18 protein-coding genes are annotated in these 17,192 nt (G+C 65.0%); 10 read left to right on the top strand and 8 right to left on the bottom strand.

The features are described from left to right. Window positions 1-115: 115 nt before the first annotated feature. Complete coding sequence (gene gyrA, locus FJV43_RS36575) at window positions 116-2,845, top strand: DNA gyrase subunit A (protein ID WP_239623715.1); 2,730 nt, start codon at window positions 116-118, stop codon at window positions 2,843-2,845. An 82-nt stretch (window positions 2,846-2,927) separates the two neighbouring features. Here gyrA and FJV43_RS36570 read toward each other — a convergent pair whose 3' ends face one another. Continuing rightward, window positions 2,928-3,185, bottom strand: coding sequence for a hypothetical protein (locus FJV43_RS36570; protein WP_239623714.1), 258 nt, complete (start codon window positions 3,183-3,185; stop codon window positions 2,928-2,930). A gap of 278 nt (window positions 3,186-3,463) precedes the next feature. Here FJV43_RS36570 and coaD point away from each other — a divergent pair, with 278 nt between their 5' ends. The 5 genes from coaD (at window position 3,464) to queA (ending at window position 6,649) form a co-directional block, all read left to right on the top strand. Continuing rightward, window positions 3,464-3,961, top strand: a complete 498-nt coding sequence (gene coaD, locus FJV43_RS36565; RefSeq protein ID WP_194393844.1) for a pantetheine-phosphate adenylyltransferase — start codon at window positions 3,464-3,466, stop codon at window positions 3,959-3,961. Between the two features lie 36 nt (window positions 3,962-3,997). Next, the gene (locus FJV43_RS36560; protein ID WP_239623713.1) at window positions 3,998-4,561 is read left to right on the top strand and encodes a peptidylprolyl isomerase; all 564 of its coding nucleotides are present in this window, start codon (window positions 3,998-4,000) and stop codon (window positions 4,559-4,561) included. Between the two features lie 8 nt (window positions 4,562-4,569). Further along, entirely contained in the window at window positions 4,570-4,980 is a 411-nt protein-coding gene (locus FJV43_RS36555) for a hypothetical protein (RefSeq protein ID WP_239623712.1), read from the top strand. After that, a complete protein-coding gene (locus FJV43_RS36550) occupies window positions 4,977-5,441 on the top strand; it encodes a peptidylprolyl isomerase (protein ID WP_239623711.1) in 465 nt (154 codons plus the stop codon). Before FJV43_RS36555 ends, FJV43_RS36550 begins: the two co-directional genes overlap by 4 nt. A 134-nt stretch (window positions 5,442-5,575) precedes the next feature. Beyond that, window positions 5,576-6,649, top strand: coding sequence for a tRNA preQ1(34) S-adenosylmethionine ribosyltransferase-isomerase QueA (gene queA, locus FJV43_RS36545; protein WP_239623710.1), 1,074 nt, complete (start codon window positions 5,576-5,578; stop codon window positions 6,647-6,649). Window positions 6,650-6,797: 148 nt separating this feature from the next. Here queA and FJV43_RS36540 read toward each other — a convergent pair whose 3' ends face one another. From FJV43_RS36540 to FJV43_RS36525, 4 genes are all read right to left on the bottom strand, one after another. Then, a complete protein-coding gene (locus FJV43_RS36540; protein ID WP_239623709.1) occupies window positions 6,798-7,835 on the bottom strand; it encodes an aspartate-semialdehyde dehydrogenase in 1,038 nt (345 codons plus the stop codon). Between the two features lie 229 nt (window positions 7,836-8,064). Continuing rightward, entirely contained in the window at window positions 8,065-8,667 is a 603-nt protein-coding gene (locus FJV43_RS36535; RefSeq protein ID WP_239623708.1) for a PepSY domain-containing protein, read from the bottom strand. A gap of 250 nt (window positions 8,668-8,917) precedes the next feature. Further along, window positions 8,918-9,664, bottom strand: a complete 747-nt coding sequence (locus FJV43_RS36530) for a TetR/AcrR family transcriptional regulator (RefSeq protein WP_239623707.1) — start codon at window positions 9,662-9,664, stop codon at window positions 8,918-8,920. Window positions 9,665-9,798: 134 nt separating this feature from the next. Then, entirely contained in the window at window positions 9,799-10,983 is a 1,185-nt protein-coding gene (locus tag FJV43_RS36525; protein WP_239623706.1) for a patatin-like phospholipase family protein, read from the bottom strand. Between the two features lie 218 nt (window positions 10,984-11,201). On the opposite strand from FJV43_RS36525, the gene tgt reads away from it, so the two are divergent. Further along, window positions 11,202-12,347: a tRNA guanosine(34) transglycosylase Tgt gene (gene tgt, locus FJV43_RS36520; RefSeq protein WP_239623705.1), complete on the top strand. Its 1,146-nt coding sequence runs from the start codon at window positions 11,202-11,204 to the stop codon at window positions 12,345-12,347. A gap of 1 nt (window position 12,348) precedes the next feature. Here the strand turns inward: tgt and FJV43_RS36515 are convergent, their stop codons facing one another. Next, window positions 12,349-12,567 carry a hypothetical protein gene (locus tag FJV43_RS36515; RefSeq protein WP_239623704.1) on the bottom strand — a complete coding sequence of 73 codons (219 nt, stop codon included), beginning with the start codon at window positions 12,565-12,567 and terminating at the stop codon, window positions 12,349-12,351. A gap of 221 nt (window positions 12,568-12,788) precedes the next feature. Here FJV43_RS36515 and cysK point away from each other — a divergent pair, with 221 nt between their 5' ends. Next, window positions 12,789-13,766 carry a cysteine synthase A gene (gene cysK / locus FJV43_RS36510; protein ID WP_239623703.1) on the top strand — a complete coding sequence of 326 codons (978 nt, stop codon included), beginning with the start codon at window positions 12,789-12,791 and terminating at the stop codon, window positions 13,764-13,766. Window positions 13,767-13,769: 3 nt separating this feature from the next. Continuing rightward, window positions 13,770-14,012: a BrnA antitoxin family protein gene (locus FJV43_RS36505; RefSeq protein ID WP_239623702.1), complete on the top strand. Its 243-nt coding sequence runs from the start codon at window positions 13,770-13,772 to the stop codon at window positions 14,010-14,012. 90 nt (window positions 14,013-14,102) lie between these two features. Here the strand turns inward: FJV43_RS36505 and FJV43_RS36500 are convergent, their stop codons facing one another. Next, window positions 14,103-15,530 (bottom strand): caspase family protein, encoded by a 1,428-nt coding sequence (locus FJV43_RS36500; protein ID WP_239623701.1) that lies wholly within the window; start codon window positions 15,528-15,530, stop codon window positions 14,103-14,105. A gap of 201 nt (window positions 15,531-15,731) precedes the next feature. Beyond that, window positions 15,732-16,607 (bottom strand): DMT family transporter, encoded by an 876-nt coding sequence (locus FJV43_RS36495; protein WP_239623700.1) that lies wholly within the window; start codon window positions 16,605-16,607, stop codon window positions 15,732-15,734. Window positions 16,608-16,757: 150 nt separating this feature from the next. Here FJV43_RS36495 and FJV43_RS36490 point away from each other — a divergent pair, with 150 nt between their 5' ends. Further along, complete coding sequence (locus FJV43_RS36490; protein ID WP_239623699.1) at window positions 16,758-17,156, top strand: RidA family protein; 399 nt, start codon at window positions 16,758-16,760, stop codon at window positions 17,154-17,156. The last annotated feature ends 36 nt before the right edge of the window (window positions 17,157-17,192 follow it).

Genomic DNA, 17,192 nt, shown 5'->3' with positions numbered 1-17,192 from the left:
CCGTAAGCCATTGGAAAAATAAGCGGAAAAAGCGCTTCTCGGCCCTCCGCGAGGGTGGTTATCCGCCCCCCGATGCGCTATATGATTCCCAGACAAAATCTCACCGGATTCCCCCTTGGCTGACGACGACAACAAGCCCGGCGACCAGCCGGCGCAACCCTCGGACATTCGCCCCGTCTCCATCTTCGAGGAGATGAAGAAGTCGTACCTCGACTACGCCATGAGCGTGATCGTGGCACGTGCGCTGCCCGATGCGCGCGACGGACTGAAGCCGGTACACCGCCGCATCCTGTTCTCGATGAACGAGCAGGGGCACACGCCCGACAAGAAGTACGTCAAGTCCGCCCGCGTGGTCGGCGACGTCATCGGTAAGTATCACCCGCACGGCGACCAGTCGATCTACGACGCCATGGTCCGCATGGCGCAGGACTTCTCGATGCGCGTGCCGCTGATCGACGGTCAGGGCAATTTCGGTTCGGTCGACGGCGATCCCCCGGCCGCCTATCGTTACACCGAAGCGCGCCTGACGAAGGCGGCGCTGGCTCTGCTGGCCGACATCGACAAGGACACCGTCGACTTCCAGCCGAACTACGACAACAACGAGACCGAGCCATCGGTCTTGCCGGCCAAGTTCCCGAACCTTCTCGTCAACGGCGCGGGCGGCATCGCGGTCGGCATGGCGACCAACATCCCGCCGCACAATCTCGGCGAGGTCATCGACGCCTGCGTCGCTCTGATCGACAACCCTGCGCTCACTATTGACGAGCTCATCAACATCGTGCCGGGACCTGACTTCCCGACCGGCGGCGTCATTCTCGGACGTGCGGGCATCCGCGCCGCCTATCACCTCGGCCGCGGCTCGATCGTCATGCGCGGCAAGGTCGCGATCGAGACCATCCGCAAGGAGCGCGAGGCGCTCATCATCACCGAGATTCCGTACCAGGTGAACAAGGCGACGATGGTCGAGCGCATCGCCGAGCTGGTGAAGGAAAAGAAGATCGAGGGCATCGGCGACCTGCGCGATGAATCCGACCGCGAAGGTTACCGCGTCGTCATCGAGTTGAAGCGCGACGCCGTGCCGGATGTGGTGCTGAACCAGCTGTATAGATTCACGCCGCTGCAGACGAGCTTCGGCGTCAACATGGTGGCGCTCGACAGCGGCCGTCCGCGGATCATGCATCTGAAGGAGCTGCTGGCGATCTTTGTCGACTTCCGTGAGCGGGTTGTCACGCGGCGCACCAAGTACCTGCTCGCCAAGGCGCGCGATCGGGCGCATATCCTGGTCGGTCTCGCGATCGCAGTCGCCAATATCGACGAGATGATCCGCGTTATCCGGAGTTCGCCCGACCCGACTACCGCCCGCGACACCCTGATGTCGCGCGACTGGCCGGCCCGGGACGTCGAGGACATGCTGACGCTGATCGACGATCCGCGTCATCGCATGAGTGCGGATGGCACGATCCGGCTGTCGATGGAACAAGCGAGAGCTATTCTCGATCTGCGCCTTCAGCGCCTTACCGCACTCGGCCGTGACGAAATCCGCGACGAGCTCGACAAGCTCGCCAGCGAGATCGCCGATTATCTCGACATCCTGCGCTCGCGCGAGCGCGTGCTGGGCATCATCAAGACTGAGCTCGCCGAGGTGAAGGCGGAGTTCGCCACGCCACGCCGCACCGTGATCATGGAGCAGGAAGGCGAGGTCGAGGACGAGGACCTGATCCAGCGCGAGGACATGGTCGTCACCGTCTCCCACGCCGGCTACGTCAAGCGCGTGCCGCTGTCGGCCTACCGCGCGCAGCGCCGCGGCGGCAAGGGCCGCTCCGGCATGCAGACCCGCGACGAGGATTTCGTCAGCCGCCTGTTCGTCGCCTCCACGCACACGCCGGTGCTGTTCTTCTCCTCGCGCGGCCAAGTCTACAAGGAAAAGGTCTGGCGGCTGCCTATGGCTGCGCCGAACGCGCGCGGCAAGGCGATGATCAACATCCTGCCGCTGGAGCAGGGCGAGCGCATCACCACCATCATGCCGTTGCCGGAGGATGAATCGACCTGGGGCAATCTCGACGTGATGTTCGCCACCACCGGCGGCAACGTCCGCCGCAACAAGCTGTCCGACTTCGTCGACGTCCGCCGCTCCGGCATCATCGCGATGAAGCTCGACGACAACGAGGCGATCGTCGACGTGCAGATCTGCACCGAGCGCGACGACGTGCTCCTGACGGCTGCGGGCGGCCAGTGCATCCGCTTCCCCGTCACCGACGTGCGCGTGTTCACCGGACGGACCTCGATGGGCGTGCGTGGCATCGCGCTTGCCGAGGGTGACAAGGTGATCTCGCTGGCGATCCTGCGCCATGTCGAGACCATGTCCGACGAGCGCTCGGCGTACCTGAAGATGCGCCGAGCGGTGGCCGGCGAAGCCGCGGCGGAAGAGGTTCCGGCCGATGCCGAGGCCGAGGAGACCTCCGGCAGCTTCCAGCTGTCGCAGGAGCGTTATGCCGAGATGTCGGCGCAGGAGCAGGTCGTGCTGACCGTCTCCGTCAACGGCTACGGCAAGCGGACCTCGTCCTACGAGTACCGCACCACGGGCCGCGGCGGCAAAGGCATCGTCGCCATGAGCGTCAACAACCGCAACGGCAATCTGGTGGCTTCCTTCCCGGTGGAGGATGCCGACCAGATCATGCTGGTCACCGACAAGGGCCAGCTGATCCGCTGCCCGGTCGAAGGCATCCGCATCGCCGGCCGCTCGACCCAAGGCGTGATCGTGTTCGACACCGCCGAGGACGAGCATGTGGTGTCGGTCGAGCACATCACGGAAGAGGCGGAGAGCAACGGCGCGAACGGAGAGTAACGTTCAGCCCGGTAGCCCGGACTGCGCGGCGCTGGATCCGGGCTGCGAACCGCTCGGCTGACACGAAATCGTCAGGCCCCGACTACGGGGTCCGATCGGCAGTCACGAGGCGCGCCTCGCGGACATTGGTCTTCGTACCGGCGCTGCGCAGGCAGGAGGCCTCGAAGTTCGGCCAGGCCTGCTGCGAGCAGTCCTTTCCGACGCTGCGGATGTCGAGCCGGTCGCTCTTGGCCAGCGGCTGCGGCACGCTGGCTTCGACGGTGGGGGCAAAGCCCGGCAGGAGGGTGAGGGCTGCGGCAACACATGCAGAGAGTGCGATCGCTGAAAGGGTCTTGATCATTGACGGTCCCCTGTGATGCGGCCGCTCACGCCCGGTGTGCGGCCCGTCATTCGTTGACCGGATTAGTAACCATGGCCAGTTTCCGGACGTCTTCGCCGATGCGGGAAATGGTTTCGTTCTCGCTCCGTTTTGTTTCGTGGCTGCCCGGGGACGAAACAAACCAGCATGCCGACACGTCCGGCGAGGCGTTTCCGGGCGACGTGCCAGGAAGCGGGCAAGAAGCGGGCAGGGAACCTGCCCGGCTTGCCGGGCCGGGCCGGGCGCGGTAGGAGGGAGCCATGCCGCGCATTGCCTTCTATCCCGGTTCCTTCGATCCCATCACCAACGGCCACCTGGACGTGGTCCGGCACAGCGCTTCGCTGTGCGACAGGCTCGTGGTCGCGATCGGGGTGCACCCGGGCAAGAAGCCGCTGTTCTCGACCGAGGAGCGGTTGAAGATGCTCCGTGACGTCTGCGGGCCGGTGGCAGCCCAGGCTGGCTGCGTGCTCGAGGCTGTGACCTTCGACGATCTGTCGGTCACCTCGGCGCGCAAGCACGGCGCGACGATCATGATCCGGGGCCTGCGCGACGGCACCGACCTCGATTACGAGATGCAGCTCGCCGGCATGAACGAGGCGATGGCGCCCGAGGTGCATACGGTCTTCCTCCCGGCCTCTCCCATGGTCCGCCCGATCACCGCCACTTTGGTGCGCCAGATCGCCGGCATGGGCGGGGATGTCTCGGCCTTCGTCCCGCCGCAGGTCGCGGCACAGCTCAAGGCCAAATTCGCCGGATAGCGGCCCGCTTCCTTTCTCATCCTGACCGGAGTTGTCATGATCCGAATTCTCGCAGTTCTTGCCGCGCTTCTGTTCGCGGTGCCGGCGGTGGCGCAGCAATTGCCGGCGAACCTCGACAAGGCCAACGCCATCGTCATCGACAGCACCAAGGGTCGCATCGTCATCAAGCTCAGGACCGACATCGCGCCGCAGCATGCCGAGCGCATCAAGCAGCTCGCGCGGGAGGGCTTCTACAACAACGTGCCGTTTCATCGCGTGATGGACGGCTTCATGGCGCAGACGGGCGACGGCCAGAATTTCAACGGCACCGGCGGCTCGAAATACCCGAACCTGAAGCAGGAATTCTCCAAGGTGCATTTCGCCCGCGGCATCGTCGGCATGGCCCGCCGCGGCGACAGCGTCGACAGCGCCAACTCCCAGTTCTTCATCATGTTCGCCGATGGCGGCAGCCTCGATGGCCAGTACACGGTGATCGGCGAGGTCGTGCAGGGCATGGACGTCGTCGACAAGCTGAAGAAGGCGCCCCCGGGCTCGCCAGGCGGCGCGGTGACCGATCCCGACAAGATGGTGAAGGTTCAGGTCGCCTCCGACGTCAAATAGGAGCGGTCATGGCGCGCCGCGGTGGCAAGCTCCTGCTGGCGGCCGCGATGCTGCTGCTCGGCGTCTCAAATGCGGCCGCCGAGGACGCGCAGGTCAACACGATCCAGGACATCTTCCGGCACCTGCGCACCTGCTGGAGGCCGCCGTCGCTGGCCAAGGCGCGCCCACTCGACATCACTGTCGTGGTGAGCTTTAACCGGGCCGGAAACATTCTGGGCCATCCGAGGATTACCTATGAATCCGCGGAGGCCTCCGACAGTGACCGGCTGCAATACCGGATCGCGGTGATGGAGGCGTTGCAACGCTGCACGCCGATGCCATTTACCGATGCAATGGGCGGCGCCGCCGCAGGACGTCCATTCGCGATCCAGTTCCGCAGCCGGAAGACTTCACCCCCAACACAAGAGAGACGAGCATGAGCGCCACCGAAAACACCCTGATCCTCGAGACCACGCAGGGCCCCGTCACCATCGAGATGCGGCCCGACCTTGCGCCGAACCACGTCGCGCGCATCAAGGAGCTCGTGCGCGAGGGCTTCTACGACGGCATCGTGTTCCACCGCGTGATCGAGGGCTTCATGGCGCAGACGGGCTGTCCGCACGGCACCGGCACCGGCGGCTCCGGCAAGAAGCTGAAGGCCGAGTTCAACAAGGAGCCGCATGTGCGCGGCACCACCTCGATGGCCCGCGCCGCCAACCCCGATTCCGGCGACAGCCAGTTCTTCATCTGCTTCGACGACGCCCGCTTCCTCGACAACCAGTACACGGTCTGGGGCAAGGTCACCGACGGCATGGAGAACGTCGACAAGATCAAGCGCGGCGAGCCCGTGATGAATCCGGACAAGATCGTCAAGGCGCGGATGGCGGCCGACAAGGAATAGTCACTCATTCCGGGGCGCACCTTGGCATGAACCATGGTGCGCAATTGGGCTCCCGAGAATCTCGCGCCACAATCTCGGGATTCCGGATCGCCGCGCTCGAGGCGCGGCGTCCGGAATGACGGCGCCAGTGACACATGCGCACCGAGCTTTTCGACTTTGACCTGCCGCCCGAGCGCATCGCCTTGCGTCCGGCGAGCCCGCGCGACTCCGCGAAAATGCTGGTGGTGGAGAACGGCGCGTTGCGGGACCAGACCGTCGCCGACCTGCCGCAATGGCTGGAGCCGGGCGACCAGCTCGTCGTCAACGACACCAAGGTGATCGCGGCGCAATTGAAGGGCCGCCGCATCGGCCGCGAGACCGAGCCGAAGATCGAGGCGACCCTGATCAAGCGGCTCGACGCCTCGCGCTGGCAGGCACTGGTGAAGCCCGCCAAGAAGCTCGTCGCCGGCGACCGCATCCGCTTCGGCAACGAGGGCAAGGTGTGCCTGCTCGGCCATCTCGATGCCGAGGTCGAGGCCAAGGGCGGCGAGGGCGAGGTGACGCTGTCGTTCTCGTTCCATGGTCCAGCGCTCGACCAGGCGATCGCCGATCTCGGCAGCCCGCCGCTGCCGCCCTACATCGCCTCCAAGCGCACGCCTGACGACCAGGATCTCGCCGACTACCAGACCATGTTCGCGGCCAACGAAGGCGCGGTGGCGGCGCCGACCGCGGGTCTACATTTCACGCCGGCACTGGAGCAGGCGCTGCACGCGCGCGGCGTCGGCATCAACCGTGTAACGCTGCATGTGGGGGCAGGGACGTTCCTGCCGGTCAAGGTGGACGACACCGAAGGCCACAAGATGCACGCCGAGTGGGGCACGATCTCGGCCGAGACCGCGGAGCGCCTCAACACGGCGCGAAAGAACGGCGGCCGCATCGTTGCGGTCGGCACGACGTCATTGCGCCTCTTGGAAAGCGCGGCGGGCGAGGACGGTACGATCCAGCCGTTCGCGGCCGAGACCGCGATCTTCATCACGCCCGGCTATCGCTTCCGCGCCGTCGATGTCCTGATGACCAATTTTCATCTGCCGAAGTCGACGCTGTTCATGCTGGTCTCGGCCTTCTCCGGGCTCGAGACGATGAAGCAGGCCTATGCGCATGCCATCGCGAGCGGCTACCGGTTCTATTCGTATGGCGATGCGTGTTTGCTGTTTCGGGCGGTGCCGTAGCCAGGGTGAACGAAGCGAATCCGGGTTTCTCCTTCGCGGCTTCCCGCATGTCGCTGCGCTCATGCGGGCTACAGCACTGCCGGACGGTGGGCAAAAGCGCCAAGCGCCGCCCCCACCATCCATCTGCGTAGTTGAGGTCGATAGACCTCTACGCCATCACGCGCTGCGGCAGCAGCTCCGCGATCTGCACCGCGTTCAGCGCTGCGCCCTTGAGCAGCTGATCGGCCGCCACGAACATCGAGATCGAATGCCCGCTGGCGTCGCTGAGGTCCTTGCGGATGCGGCCGACCAGGACGTCGTCCTGGCCCGAGGCGTCGATCGGCATCGGGAAGTAGTTCCTGGCGCGGTCGTCGACGACCTTCACACCCGGCGCCTGCGCCATGATGGCGCGGACCTGATCCTCGGTGATCGGCCTCTCGCATTCGAAGGTGATGGCCTCGCAATGGGCGCGCAGCACCGGCACGCGGACGCAGGTGACGCCGACCGCGATGGTGTCGTCCTCGAAGATCTTGCGGGTCTCCTTGATGACCTTGGTCTCTTCGTCGTTGTAGCCGGTGTCGGGATCGACGGCGGTGTTGTGGTTGAAGAGATTGAAGGCGTAGGGGTGCGGCATCACCCTGGGCGTATAGACCTGCCCGTTGAGGTTGGCGCGGGTGGATTCGACGAGTTCCTCCATGGCGGCGGCACCTGCGCCGGAGGCTGCCTGGTAGGTCGAGATGATGACGCGCTTGATGCGGTTCTGCCGGTGGATCGGCCACAGCGGCACCAGCGCGGTGATCGCCGCGCAGTTGGGGTTGGCGATGATGCCCTTGTGGTCGCGGATGCGGCTGGCGTTGATCTCGGGTATCACCAGCGGCACGTTCGGGTCCATGCGGAAGGCAGAGGAGTTGTCGACCACCACCGCGCCGGCCTTGACCGCGATCGGCGCGAACTTCCTGGAGATGCCGCCGCCGGCCGAGAACAGGGCGATGTCGACACCTTCGAAAGACCGCTCGGTCAGCTCCTCGATGACGACGTCCTTGCCGCGGAACGACACCGTCTTGCCGGCCGAGCGGGCACTGGCGAGCGCCTTGAGCCTGCCGACGCGAAAGCCGCGCTTGTCCATGGTGGCGATGAATTCGGCGCCCACCGCACCGGTGACGCCGACAATCGCGACGACGGGATCGTTACTCACTTTGTCCTCCATTGCTTTTGAAATCCAGACAACAAAAAAGCCCCGGACCATCGAGGGCGGGGCTTCGGTAGAGCTGATGCGTTTTCGTCGACGACTACGCGCGCACGCCTCCCCGGGCCCCTGAGGCCGTGGTGGTTTTGGTCGTGCGTTTGGTGGTCGTGAACATGGCGGCGACTTATGGGGGAGAGTCTTGCGGCCGTCAATGGCTTTTCGCCCCGGTTGGTACCGGGGAAATCCGTCGCTATCGGGCCCGGGCGCCCGGCGGCTCCAGGATGACCTCCTTGAGGTCGTCGCCGCTGATCACCACGATCGCAAAATTGAGCCGGCCGCGTTCGCGCACGAGGCCGCCGCTGATGGCCTTGCCCGAGGCTGCGCGCTCGGCGACGCGCACGGCATCGGCAAGGCGGTGCCTGATCGCACCGAGCGCTGCGAGGTTGCTGCGGTCCTCGTTGTCGAGCTCGGTGAGGGGCAGGGCGGCCTCGCCACCGACGAGCTCGCCGGTCGCGGCATTGATGGTGTGGCGCCAAATCCGGTCGTTGTGCAGGGTCTTCACCCGGTAGACCGGGACGCCTGAAGCGCCGTCGAAACTCACGTCGGCGGTGGTGGCACCGGCATGGCGCGCTTCCGCGATCGCCATGGCCTGGCTGATCGTGATCGACGAGCTGCGGAAGCGTTCGATCTCGCGGGTGACTGCCTGGCGGTCTGCTTCGGCATCACCATCTGTGTCGTTGTGGAGCGCGGTCGGCGTGTCCGCGGTCACGATCGCCTGCGACGGCGCGGCGAGGAGCAGCGCGGGCAAGGTGATCGCAAGCAGCTGCAAGGTCCGTCGTCTGGCTGTCGTCATGCTCGAAACCTTCGGCCTGCGAGTGTGCCGGATGAACGTAAAGAATTCGCGGCCGGCCCTGGGCAAGGCCGGCCGCGGAACGCCGCGGCGGGCTGTACCTGCCGTGACGATCGAAGCGGTCCGGACCTCTTTGGGGCTGGTGAAAAAGCGGCCCGTACCAACTTAGAACTAAACCATACCGTATCGTTTTGTTTTGGTCAATGCTGTTGCGTCGGCCCCTGTGGGGAAAGAGCGTCAGTTCACGGAATCGTCAGCGGGAGGAGCGGCGGCGCGCCGGGCCCTTTGCGGCGTCCCGGACCCGGTCGGCAGGACCCAGGGCACCGGCAAGGAACAGTTTGATCGCGATGCGCATGCGCTTCTCGGCCGATTTCGGCTCGAGCGCCGTTCCGAACGTCGCCATGCGGTGGGTGTGTCCGACGACGACGTCGAGGAACACCTCGGCTGCGATGGTGGTGTCTTCGACATCGAGCGCCCCTTGCGCCACCAGATGGTCGAAGAAGCGCGCGGTGGTGGCGACGGCCTTGAGCCAGCCTTCCTCCTTGCCGAGCTTCGCGACGTCGGGGAAGTTGATGGCCTGTGACGTCATCATGCGGCTGAAGGCGACGGCGTCGGGACCGCAGGTGAATGAGAGCATCTCGCGCCCGATCTCGACCAGCCGCTGCTCGACCGAGATGTCGGCGGCGCTGCTCAGCTGGGTCTCTGCCGCGGCCGACAGCGGCGCGAGCCAGCGCGCGATCTCCCGCCTCAGCACGGCCGCGAACAGCCCGCGCTTGTCGCCATAGCGCGAATAGACCGTGGGCTTGCTCACCCGGGCCGCTTCCGCGACCGCATCGAGCGAGGTCGCCTCGAAGCCGCGATCCAGGAAAAGGCGGGTGGCGACCTCGATCAGCCGCTGGTCGCGCTCGATCGCGGCGGTTTTCGTCGGCCGGCCGCCGCGGGATTTCGGCATCTCGCGCCGTGGTGCTGCCGGTTTTGTCCTGGTCGCAGTCAATCCCATGCCCAATGATTCCTGCGCGTTTCTGACAGTCGTCTTTGCTCTATAACGCGCAGCAGCCGGGGCGTCATCGCGAATCTGGCCGAAATGGCCGCATCGTCAACGGTCTCGACACGGCCTCGTTCCGTCACGCGGACTCACGGAAGCGTCGAGGTCCAGGCCTGGCCGGATGCGGCCTTCTCGTATCCGTACTGATACAGCGCCCGCATATAGGTGGTATCGAACCCTTCGGACGGCGGGGCGGGGTAGTCGCGCGCGATGTAGGAGAGATGGAAACCCAGTCGGTTGCGCTTGGCGAAATCGTAAGTCGACAAGATGATCGAGCGCGTCTGCGATTGGGTGATTGCCGACAGGCTGCGTGAGGCAACGTCGATGGTGCCGTTGGAGACGAGCTCGAAGTTGCGCTCGATCTTCTTGTTGACGAGGATGTAGATGTCGATCTTCGCACTGCCGGGCATGCGGCCGCTCTGGAACAGCAGGGCTTCCGGCAATGTCAGCACCGGGGCCGTCACGCCGCCGTCGACATGCATCTCCTGAAACTTGCGGCCCTGACCTTCGGCGTCGATCATGATCGGCGGAAACACCAGGGGAATGCTGGCCGAGGCCGCCATCACGTCGCGAAACAGCTTCAGGGCCTCGGGCGTTCCGACCGCGGCGATCTTGCCCATGTCCCAGATCGCAGTGCGCTGGGTGTCGAGGTCGGTCGTCACCACCAGCAGCTTCCGACCCTTCGCATGCTCGCGCGCGACCTGCGCCATGATCTCCGGACCGACATAGCGCGCGACCAGCTCGCGCAGCCGCGTGTTGCCGAACAGGCCGGATCCGAACAGCACGCGCATGATGCTGGGATCGTTCAGGAGGCTCTCCGCGATGCCGCTGGTGTAGACCTCCTTCAGCGTGTCGTCATATTGCGGGCCGAGGAACGCAAACGGCGCGATCAGGCCGCCGGTGCTGACGCCCGAGACGACGGTGAAGGTGGGGCGGGTTCTGGCCGCGGTCCAGCCGTTGAGCACGCCGACGCCATAGGCGCCGTCAGCACCGCCGCCGGACAGCGCCAGATAGGATCTCGTCGCGGTGCTGTTGTCCTTCTCGAAGCTGAATTTCGTGACGGGATCGTCGGCGTAGCGCCGGAGGCCGTCGATATCGAGCACGCGCGACGTGCTGGCTTCGGCGGCCGTATAGGGCGTGCGGGGCAGGGAGGTGCAGGCGCCGAGTGCCAGGCTGCACGCCAGGACCAGCGATCCGGTCAGGCGGACAATTGTCTGCCTGATCCGGTCACACGAGGAGACGGATGCGTCGGTCGAATATGAGGGGGTGGGCATTGTCGGTGGCTGGCGATCACGCATGTACGACCGCCGGCAAATTTGCCCGCGGCATCCCGTCCAGTCCCCATGACAAAACTACACGGTATCGTTTTGTTTGGCAAGAGCGGAGGGCGCTGGTCCCTGGCGCGAATTGATGTCCCGGTCTGGAGCACAAATCGGCGGGAGCGCGGTCTGGCGGGTTGATCGGCCTGCCCCGACACGCAATAAGCACCGCCATGAATCCGGACAATGATCTCCCCAATCACTTTGAAGTGCTCGCCGCCGATGGGGCCGCGCGCACAGGGCGGCTGACCACGCCGCATGGCGTGGTGCGGACGCCGGCCTTCATGCCGGTCGGCACCGCCGGTGCCATGAAGGGGATGCATTGGCGCGAGGTGCGCGATGCCGGCGCCGACATCGTGCTGGGCAACACCTACCACCTGATGCTGCGTCCGAGCGCGGAGCGGATCGCCGCGCTCGGCGGATTGCAGCGGTTCACCGGCTGGAACGGACCGATGCTGACGGATTCCGGCGGCTTCCAGGTGATGTCGCTGGCGGATTTGCGCAAGGTCAGCGAGAACGCCGTCACCTTCCGCTCGCATATCGACGGTGCCAAGGTCGAGCTGTCGCCGGAGCGCTCGATCGAGGTGCAGCGTTTGCTCGGCTCCGACATCGCCATGCAGATGGACGAATGCGTGCGGCTTCCGGCCGAGCGTGCCGACATCGAGCGCGCGATGCAATTGTCGCTGCGCTGGGCCGAGAGAAGCAAGCGCGCCTTCGAGAACGCCCCCGACGGCTACATGCTGTTCGGTATCGTGCAGGGCGGCGACATCCCCCAACTGCGGCATGCGAGCGCCGAAGGTCTCGTTGCGATCGGCTTCCATGGCTATGCGATCGGCGGCCTTGCGGTTGGCGAACCGCAGGCAGTGATGCTGGCGATGATCGACGAGACCGCACCATTGCTGCCGAGAGAGCGCCCACGCTACCTGATGGGCGTCGGCACGCCCGACGACATCCTCGAAGCCGTGAAGCGCGGCATCGACATGTTCGATTGCGTGATGCCGACGCGCAATGGCCGGCACGGCGTTGCCTTCACGCGCTTCGGCCAGGTGAATCTGCGCAATGCGCGCCACGCCGACGATCCGCGCCCGCTCGACGACGAGAGCTCATGGCCTGCGGGGCGCAACTACGCGCGTGCCTATCTGCACCATCTGGTCAAGGCGGGCGAGACGCTGGGCGCGATGCTGCTGTCCGAGATCAATATCGCTTACTACCAGTTCCTGATGCAGGGCATCAGAGGTGCGATCGCGCAGGGAAAATTCGAGGAGTTCTATCAGCGCACGCGCGAGGACTGGGCGAGGGGCGATATCGCCCCGCGCTAGATCAGTTGCAAGTGAAGCGTTGCTTCAGGGCGTGCTTGGTCACGAAGCCATAGCCGCAATTGTCGCAGGTCCAGAGATAGCTGATCATGTGGTCCGAGACGTAGGCAGATGCTTCGGCGGCGACCATGGAGTCGGCGCAGACGGGACAGGTCGGCAGCTCGCTGCAACGAGGATCGCGGCTCGACGCGACGGTCGGCAACACTTCAGCAATTGCTGACATCGTGGTGACCTCCCTGCTTGAGATATGAGCCTAACATAAGCAGAAGCGGTTGACGAGGTCGCAACACAAATGCGTAGGTTTTCTGATTTTACCGCTCACGTGATTTTGCGATGCAGCGTATTTAACATGTGCCGCATTGTCGCTTGCGTGTCGCCGCAGGCTGTCTGTAACTGCACAATGGTCGCGACGGAAGTGCAGATCGTTGCCACAGGGAGTTCATCATGGACGCATCTTCCGCTACGGGTGCAGCGCACCAAGCCGGCCGCGGCCGGATCTATGACTCGATCGTCGACGCCTTCGGCAACACGCCCATCGTGCGCTTGCGCCGGCTGCCCGGCATGCACGGCGTAAACGCGACCATTTTGGCAAAACTTGAATATTTCAATCCTGCAGCAAGTGTGAAGGACCGCATCGGCGCGGCCATGATCATCGCGATGGAGAAGGCGGGCATCGTCAAGCCCGACACCGTGCTGATCGAGCCGACCTCCGGCAATACCGGTATTGCGCTCGCGTACGTAGCGGCTTCGCGCGGTTACCGGCTCAAGCTGGTGATGCCGGAGTCGATGTCGATCGAGCGGCGCAAGATGCTGGCTTTCCTCGGCGCCGAACTGGTGCTGACGCCGGCAGCGCAAGGCATGAAGGGTGCGATCGCGGCCGCCGAGGAACTGGTGAAGACGACGCCGAACTCGGTGATGCCGCAGCAATTCAAGAACCTCGCCAATCCCGAGGTGCACCGCCGCACTACCGCGGAGGAAATCTGGAACGACACCGGCGGCAACATCGATTTCTTCGTGGCCGGCGTCGGCACCGGCGGAACGATCACCGGCGTCGGCCAGGTGCTCAAGCCACGCAAGGCCTCGCTGCGTGTTGTGGCGGTCGAGCCGGAGGAGAGCCCGGTGCTGTCGGGAGGACAGCATACCCCGCACAAGATCCAGGGGATCGGCGCCGGCTTCATCCCTGACATCCTCGACCGCGCCGTGATCGACGAGATCGTGAAGATCAACTCGACGACGGCGATCGAGACCTCGCGCGCGCTGGCACGGCATGAAGGCATTCCGGGCGGCATCTCCTCGGGTGCGGCGATCGCGGCCGCGCTGCAGATCGGCAAGCGTCCGGAAGCGGCGGGAAAAACCATCCTGGCGATCGTGCCGTCTTTCTCCGAGCGCTATCTCTCGACGGCTTTGTTTGAAGGAATCTAGGACATGGCGGAGCAACCACCGAGGCGGCCGCGTACACTAGGCGATGCCAGGACGGAAGCAGAGGCAGCGTTCAAGAAGGTGACGGCCAAGGTCGCCGCGGCGCCGCCTAAACAAACTGCTGTTCCCGGCATCAAGGAGCAGGTCACGCTGCGCATCGATCAGGACGTGCTGGAGTTCTTCCAGGAGGGCGGCCCCGGCTGGCAGGACCGGATCAACGAGGCTCTGCGCAAGGCGGCCGGGAAGTAGGCACCAGCTCGTCACCACTGCGAGGACGACCAAAGAAAAAGCCCGGCGTGAGCCGGGCTTTTTGCTTGAAAGTTGGAGTCAGGCCTCGCCTCAGCGGCGGAACATGCCGCCCATCATGCCGCCGACGACACCGCCGACGAAGGCCGCACCGGCTGCATCGCCGGGATTGCTGCGCTGAGGAGCCGGCGCCGGTGCACTGCTCGGAGGGGGGGCGCTGGCGCGCCGCGCCGCCTTCTGGCTGTTGTCGCTCGCGGTCGCCGGGGCAGCCACGATCTCCGAGAGCAGAGCCTTGTGCTGAAGCTTGTTGAGGTAGCCAGATGAGGGATAGCCGCGCGCCGTCTGCCAGCGCTTGAGCACCGATCGCGTCTCGTCGTCGAACGCGCCGCTCTGCTTGGTGTCGAAGCCCAGCGCCGTCAGGCGACGCTGCACGTCGCGACGCTTGTTCTTGTCGAGGCCGATCTGGTCCTCGGTGACTTGAGTGGCCTCGTCGGTGAAGGTTGCGGGATCGACGCCGGCGTTGAGGGTACGGGTCGCGGTCGAGGGGCCGCTCTTGATCGCGGCGAGGCGTGCCAGCGCCAGCGCCTTGAACTGACCGTTCGGGTAGGCGGTGAGATAGGCGTTGAGCTCTTCCGGCTTGTTGGACTCCTTCACCGAGCGCCAATATTCGAGCTCGACGCCGTCCGAGCCGCCGGTCGCAGCGGGCACGATACCGGCCGCGGTCGGCGCCGCATTGGCGACCTGGGTCGTCGGAGCCTGGTTGAGATAGACGGAGCCGGTCAGGTTGGTGTGGCCCCAGGGCAGCTGGCCCTTGCGGGTCTCTTCATTGACCTGGGCGCGCACCGACGTCATGGCCTGCTGGATCTCGACGCCGGGCCTGGTGATGTTGTCGATCAGCGCACGCGTGAACGGGCTGTTGTTGCCCTCCTGTCCATCGAGCGCGGTCTGGCCGGGACCGGTGGCGAACGCGATGAGGGTGCCTTCACCGGATTTCATCTCGGCGAGACCGCTTTGCACGTTGACGCTGCGGGTCGCGGAGTTCGACTTGATCTTGGCGGCGAACGGATTGTCGCGGCAGGCATCGAGGAAGACGAGCTTGACCTTGGCATCGCCCATGGTCTGCTCGAGCGTCAGGTCGATGTTGATGGCAGCCCCTAACTTGACGTCCATCTCCGACTTGATGTCGGCGTCGACGGGCAGCAAATAGTTGGTGCCGCTCACGGCGATGCCGTGGCCGGCATAATAGAACAGCGCGATGTCGGAGCCCTGCGCCTTGCGGCCGAAATCGAGCAGCTTCTCCGTCATCTGGTCGCGGCTGAGATTGGAGCCTTCGATCACCTCGAAGCCGACGTTGCGCAGCGTGGCCGCCATCGCCTTGGCGTCGATCGGCGGGTTCGGCAATTGCGCGACGTTCTTGTAGGAGCCGTTGCCGACGACGAAGGCGACGCGGCGGTCAGCCTTGGCGGCACTGATCGACAGTGCCATGCACACCAGCGAGGTGAGGAGGGTGAGATAGCGCATTCTGAAATCCCCAGAATCGAATTGCAGGCAGCAACAAATTGGCAACGAACCTACACGAAGTGCCAGACGTCGCGCCACCAAAACGGCCGGTTCGTTGCGTCAACCCGCTGCTGTGTGGCCGAATGTGCACGATGGAGTGCCCCTCCAACGTGATCCAGATCACACGGCCACTTCGTTTTGTCGCGCGAGGCGGCGCGAGGTTCACTGCGCGCGCGCGGCAACGGGCGAAGCGGGCTTCAAATTCAGCAGATTACCGCCCAGGATCAGCACCGCGCCGAGGACGGTCCAGGCGTCGAGCCGCTCGGAATACAGGAGCCAGCCGGCGGTCGCGGTCAGGGGGACCCGCAGGAAGTCCATAGGAACCACGATCGTCGCGTCGGCGTAGCGCATCGCGCTGGCGAGGCAATAGTGTGAAAATGTGCCGCAGACGGCGATCACGCCGACCCAGGCCCAGACATAGACCGATGGCCAGGTCCAGACGAACAGTGCCGGAACGAAGCCTGCGGCCGATTGCACCACCAGCATCCAGAACAGGATCGAGAGCGCGCTTTCGGTGCGGGTCAACGATTTGACCAGCGCCATCGACACGCCAAATCCCATGGCGGCCCCGAGCGCGATGAGCTGGCCTGGATTGATCTCCCCGGTCGCGGGTCTGACGATGACGATCACCCCGACGAGTCCGAGCACGATGGCGGCGATCTTCCATGGCGTCATCCGCTCGGACAGGAAGCTTGCCGCGAGGATCGCCGTCCAGATCGGCATTGTGAACTCGATCGCCACCACTTGGCCGATCGGAATTAGCGTCAGCGCGAAGAACCAGCCGAGCTGGGCGACATAGTGCACCAGGTTGCGCCCGACATGCTCCGGCAGGCGCGATGTCTTGAGCACCTTCAAGCCGCCGGCGCGGTAGATGATCGGCGAGAGCAACACGAAGCCGACCAGCGACCTCACTTCCATGATCTGAAAAACATTGAGTTCGCGCGTCGTCTCGCGCCCGGCGACCGCCATGACCAGCATCAGCGACAGCCAGCCGGCCATCCATAGTGCAGCCATCGTTCTGGATGGTGTCGCGCTCATTGGGGCAGGATGCCGGAGGAAGGAAACCCGAAGGGACGGCCGGTATCGGCGACATCACCGGCGTTTGCAACGGCCAAATCTGCGGATGCAGCGATGCAGGGTGCGTGCTAGGCATCTCTGGACAACGAGAAGATCGGGAGAGCGTCGCTCATGCATATCTTGCAGCCGGCCGAGTGGAAAAAACCGCGCGGCTTTTCCCATGGCGTAGTGGTCGAGGGGCCGGGGCGCTGGGTGGTTCTGGCCGGCCAGACCGGCGGCGACGAGGCCGGTAATTACGCGCCCGAATTGGCAGCGCAAATCGCCACTGCGCTGAAACGGATCATCAAGCTCCTGGGCGAGGCCGGCGCCGGCCCCGAGCACATCGTCCGCCTGACCTGGTACCTGACCAGCCGCAACGAGTATGAAGCGGCCGGTGCTGGCATCGGTGCGGCCTGGAAGGAAACGCTCGGACGAAATTTCCCGCCCTCGACGCTGCTCTATATCGGTGGCCTCGTGGACGACCGGGCCAAGGTCGAGATCGAGGTCACGGCGTTCGTGCCGGCCGCGTAAAAAAAAGGCCCGGCGAAGTCGCCGGGCCGATTGTCA

The sequence above is a fragment of the Bradyrhizobium sp. I71 genome (assembly GCF_022354745.1).
Taxonomy (GTDB): domain Bacteria; phylum Pseudomonadota; class Alphaproteobacteria; order Rhizobiales; family Xanthobacteraceae; genus Bradyrhizobium; species Bradyrhizobium liaoningense.
The sequence above is the reverse complement of the archived record's forward strand: the minus strand, read 5'-3'. Positions and strand labels throughout refer to the sequence as shown.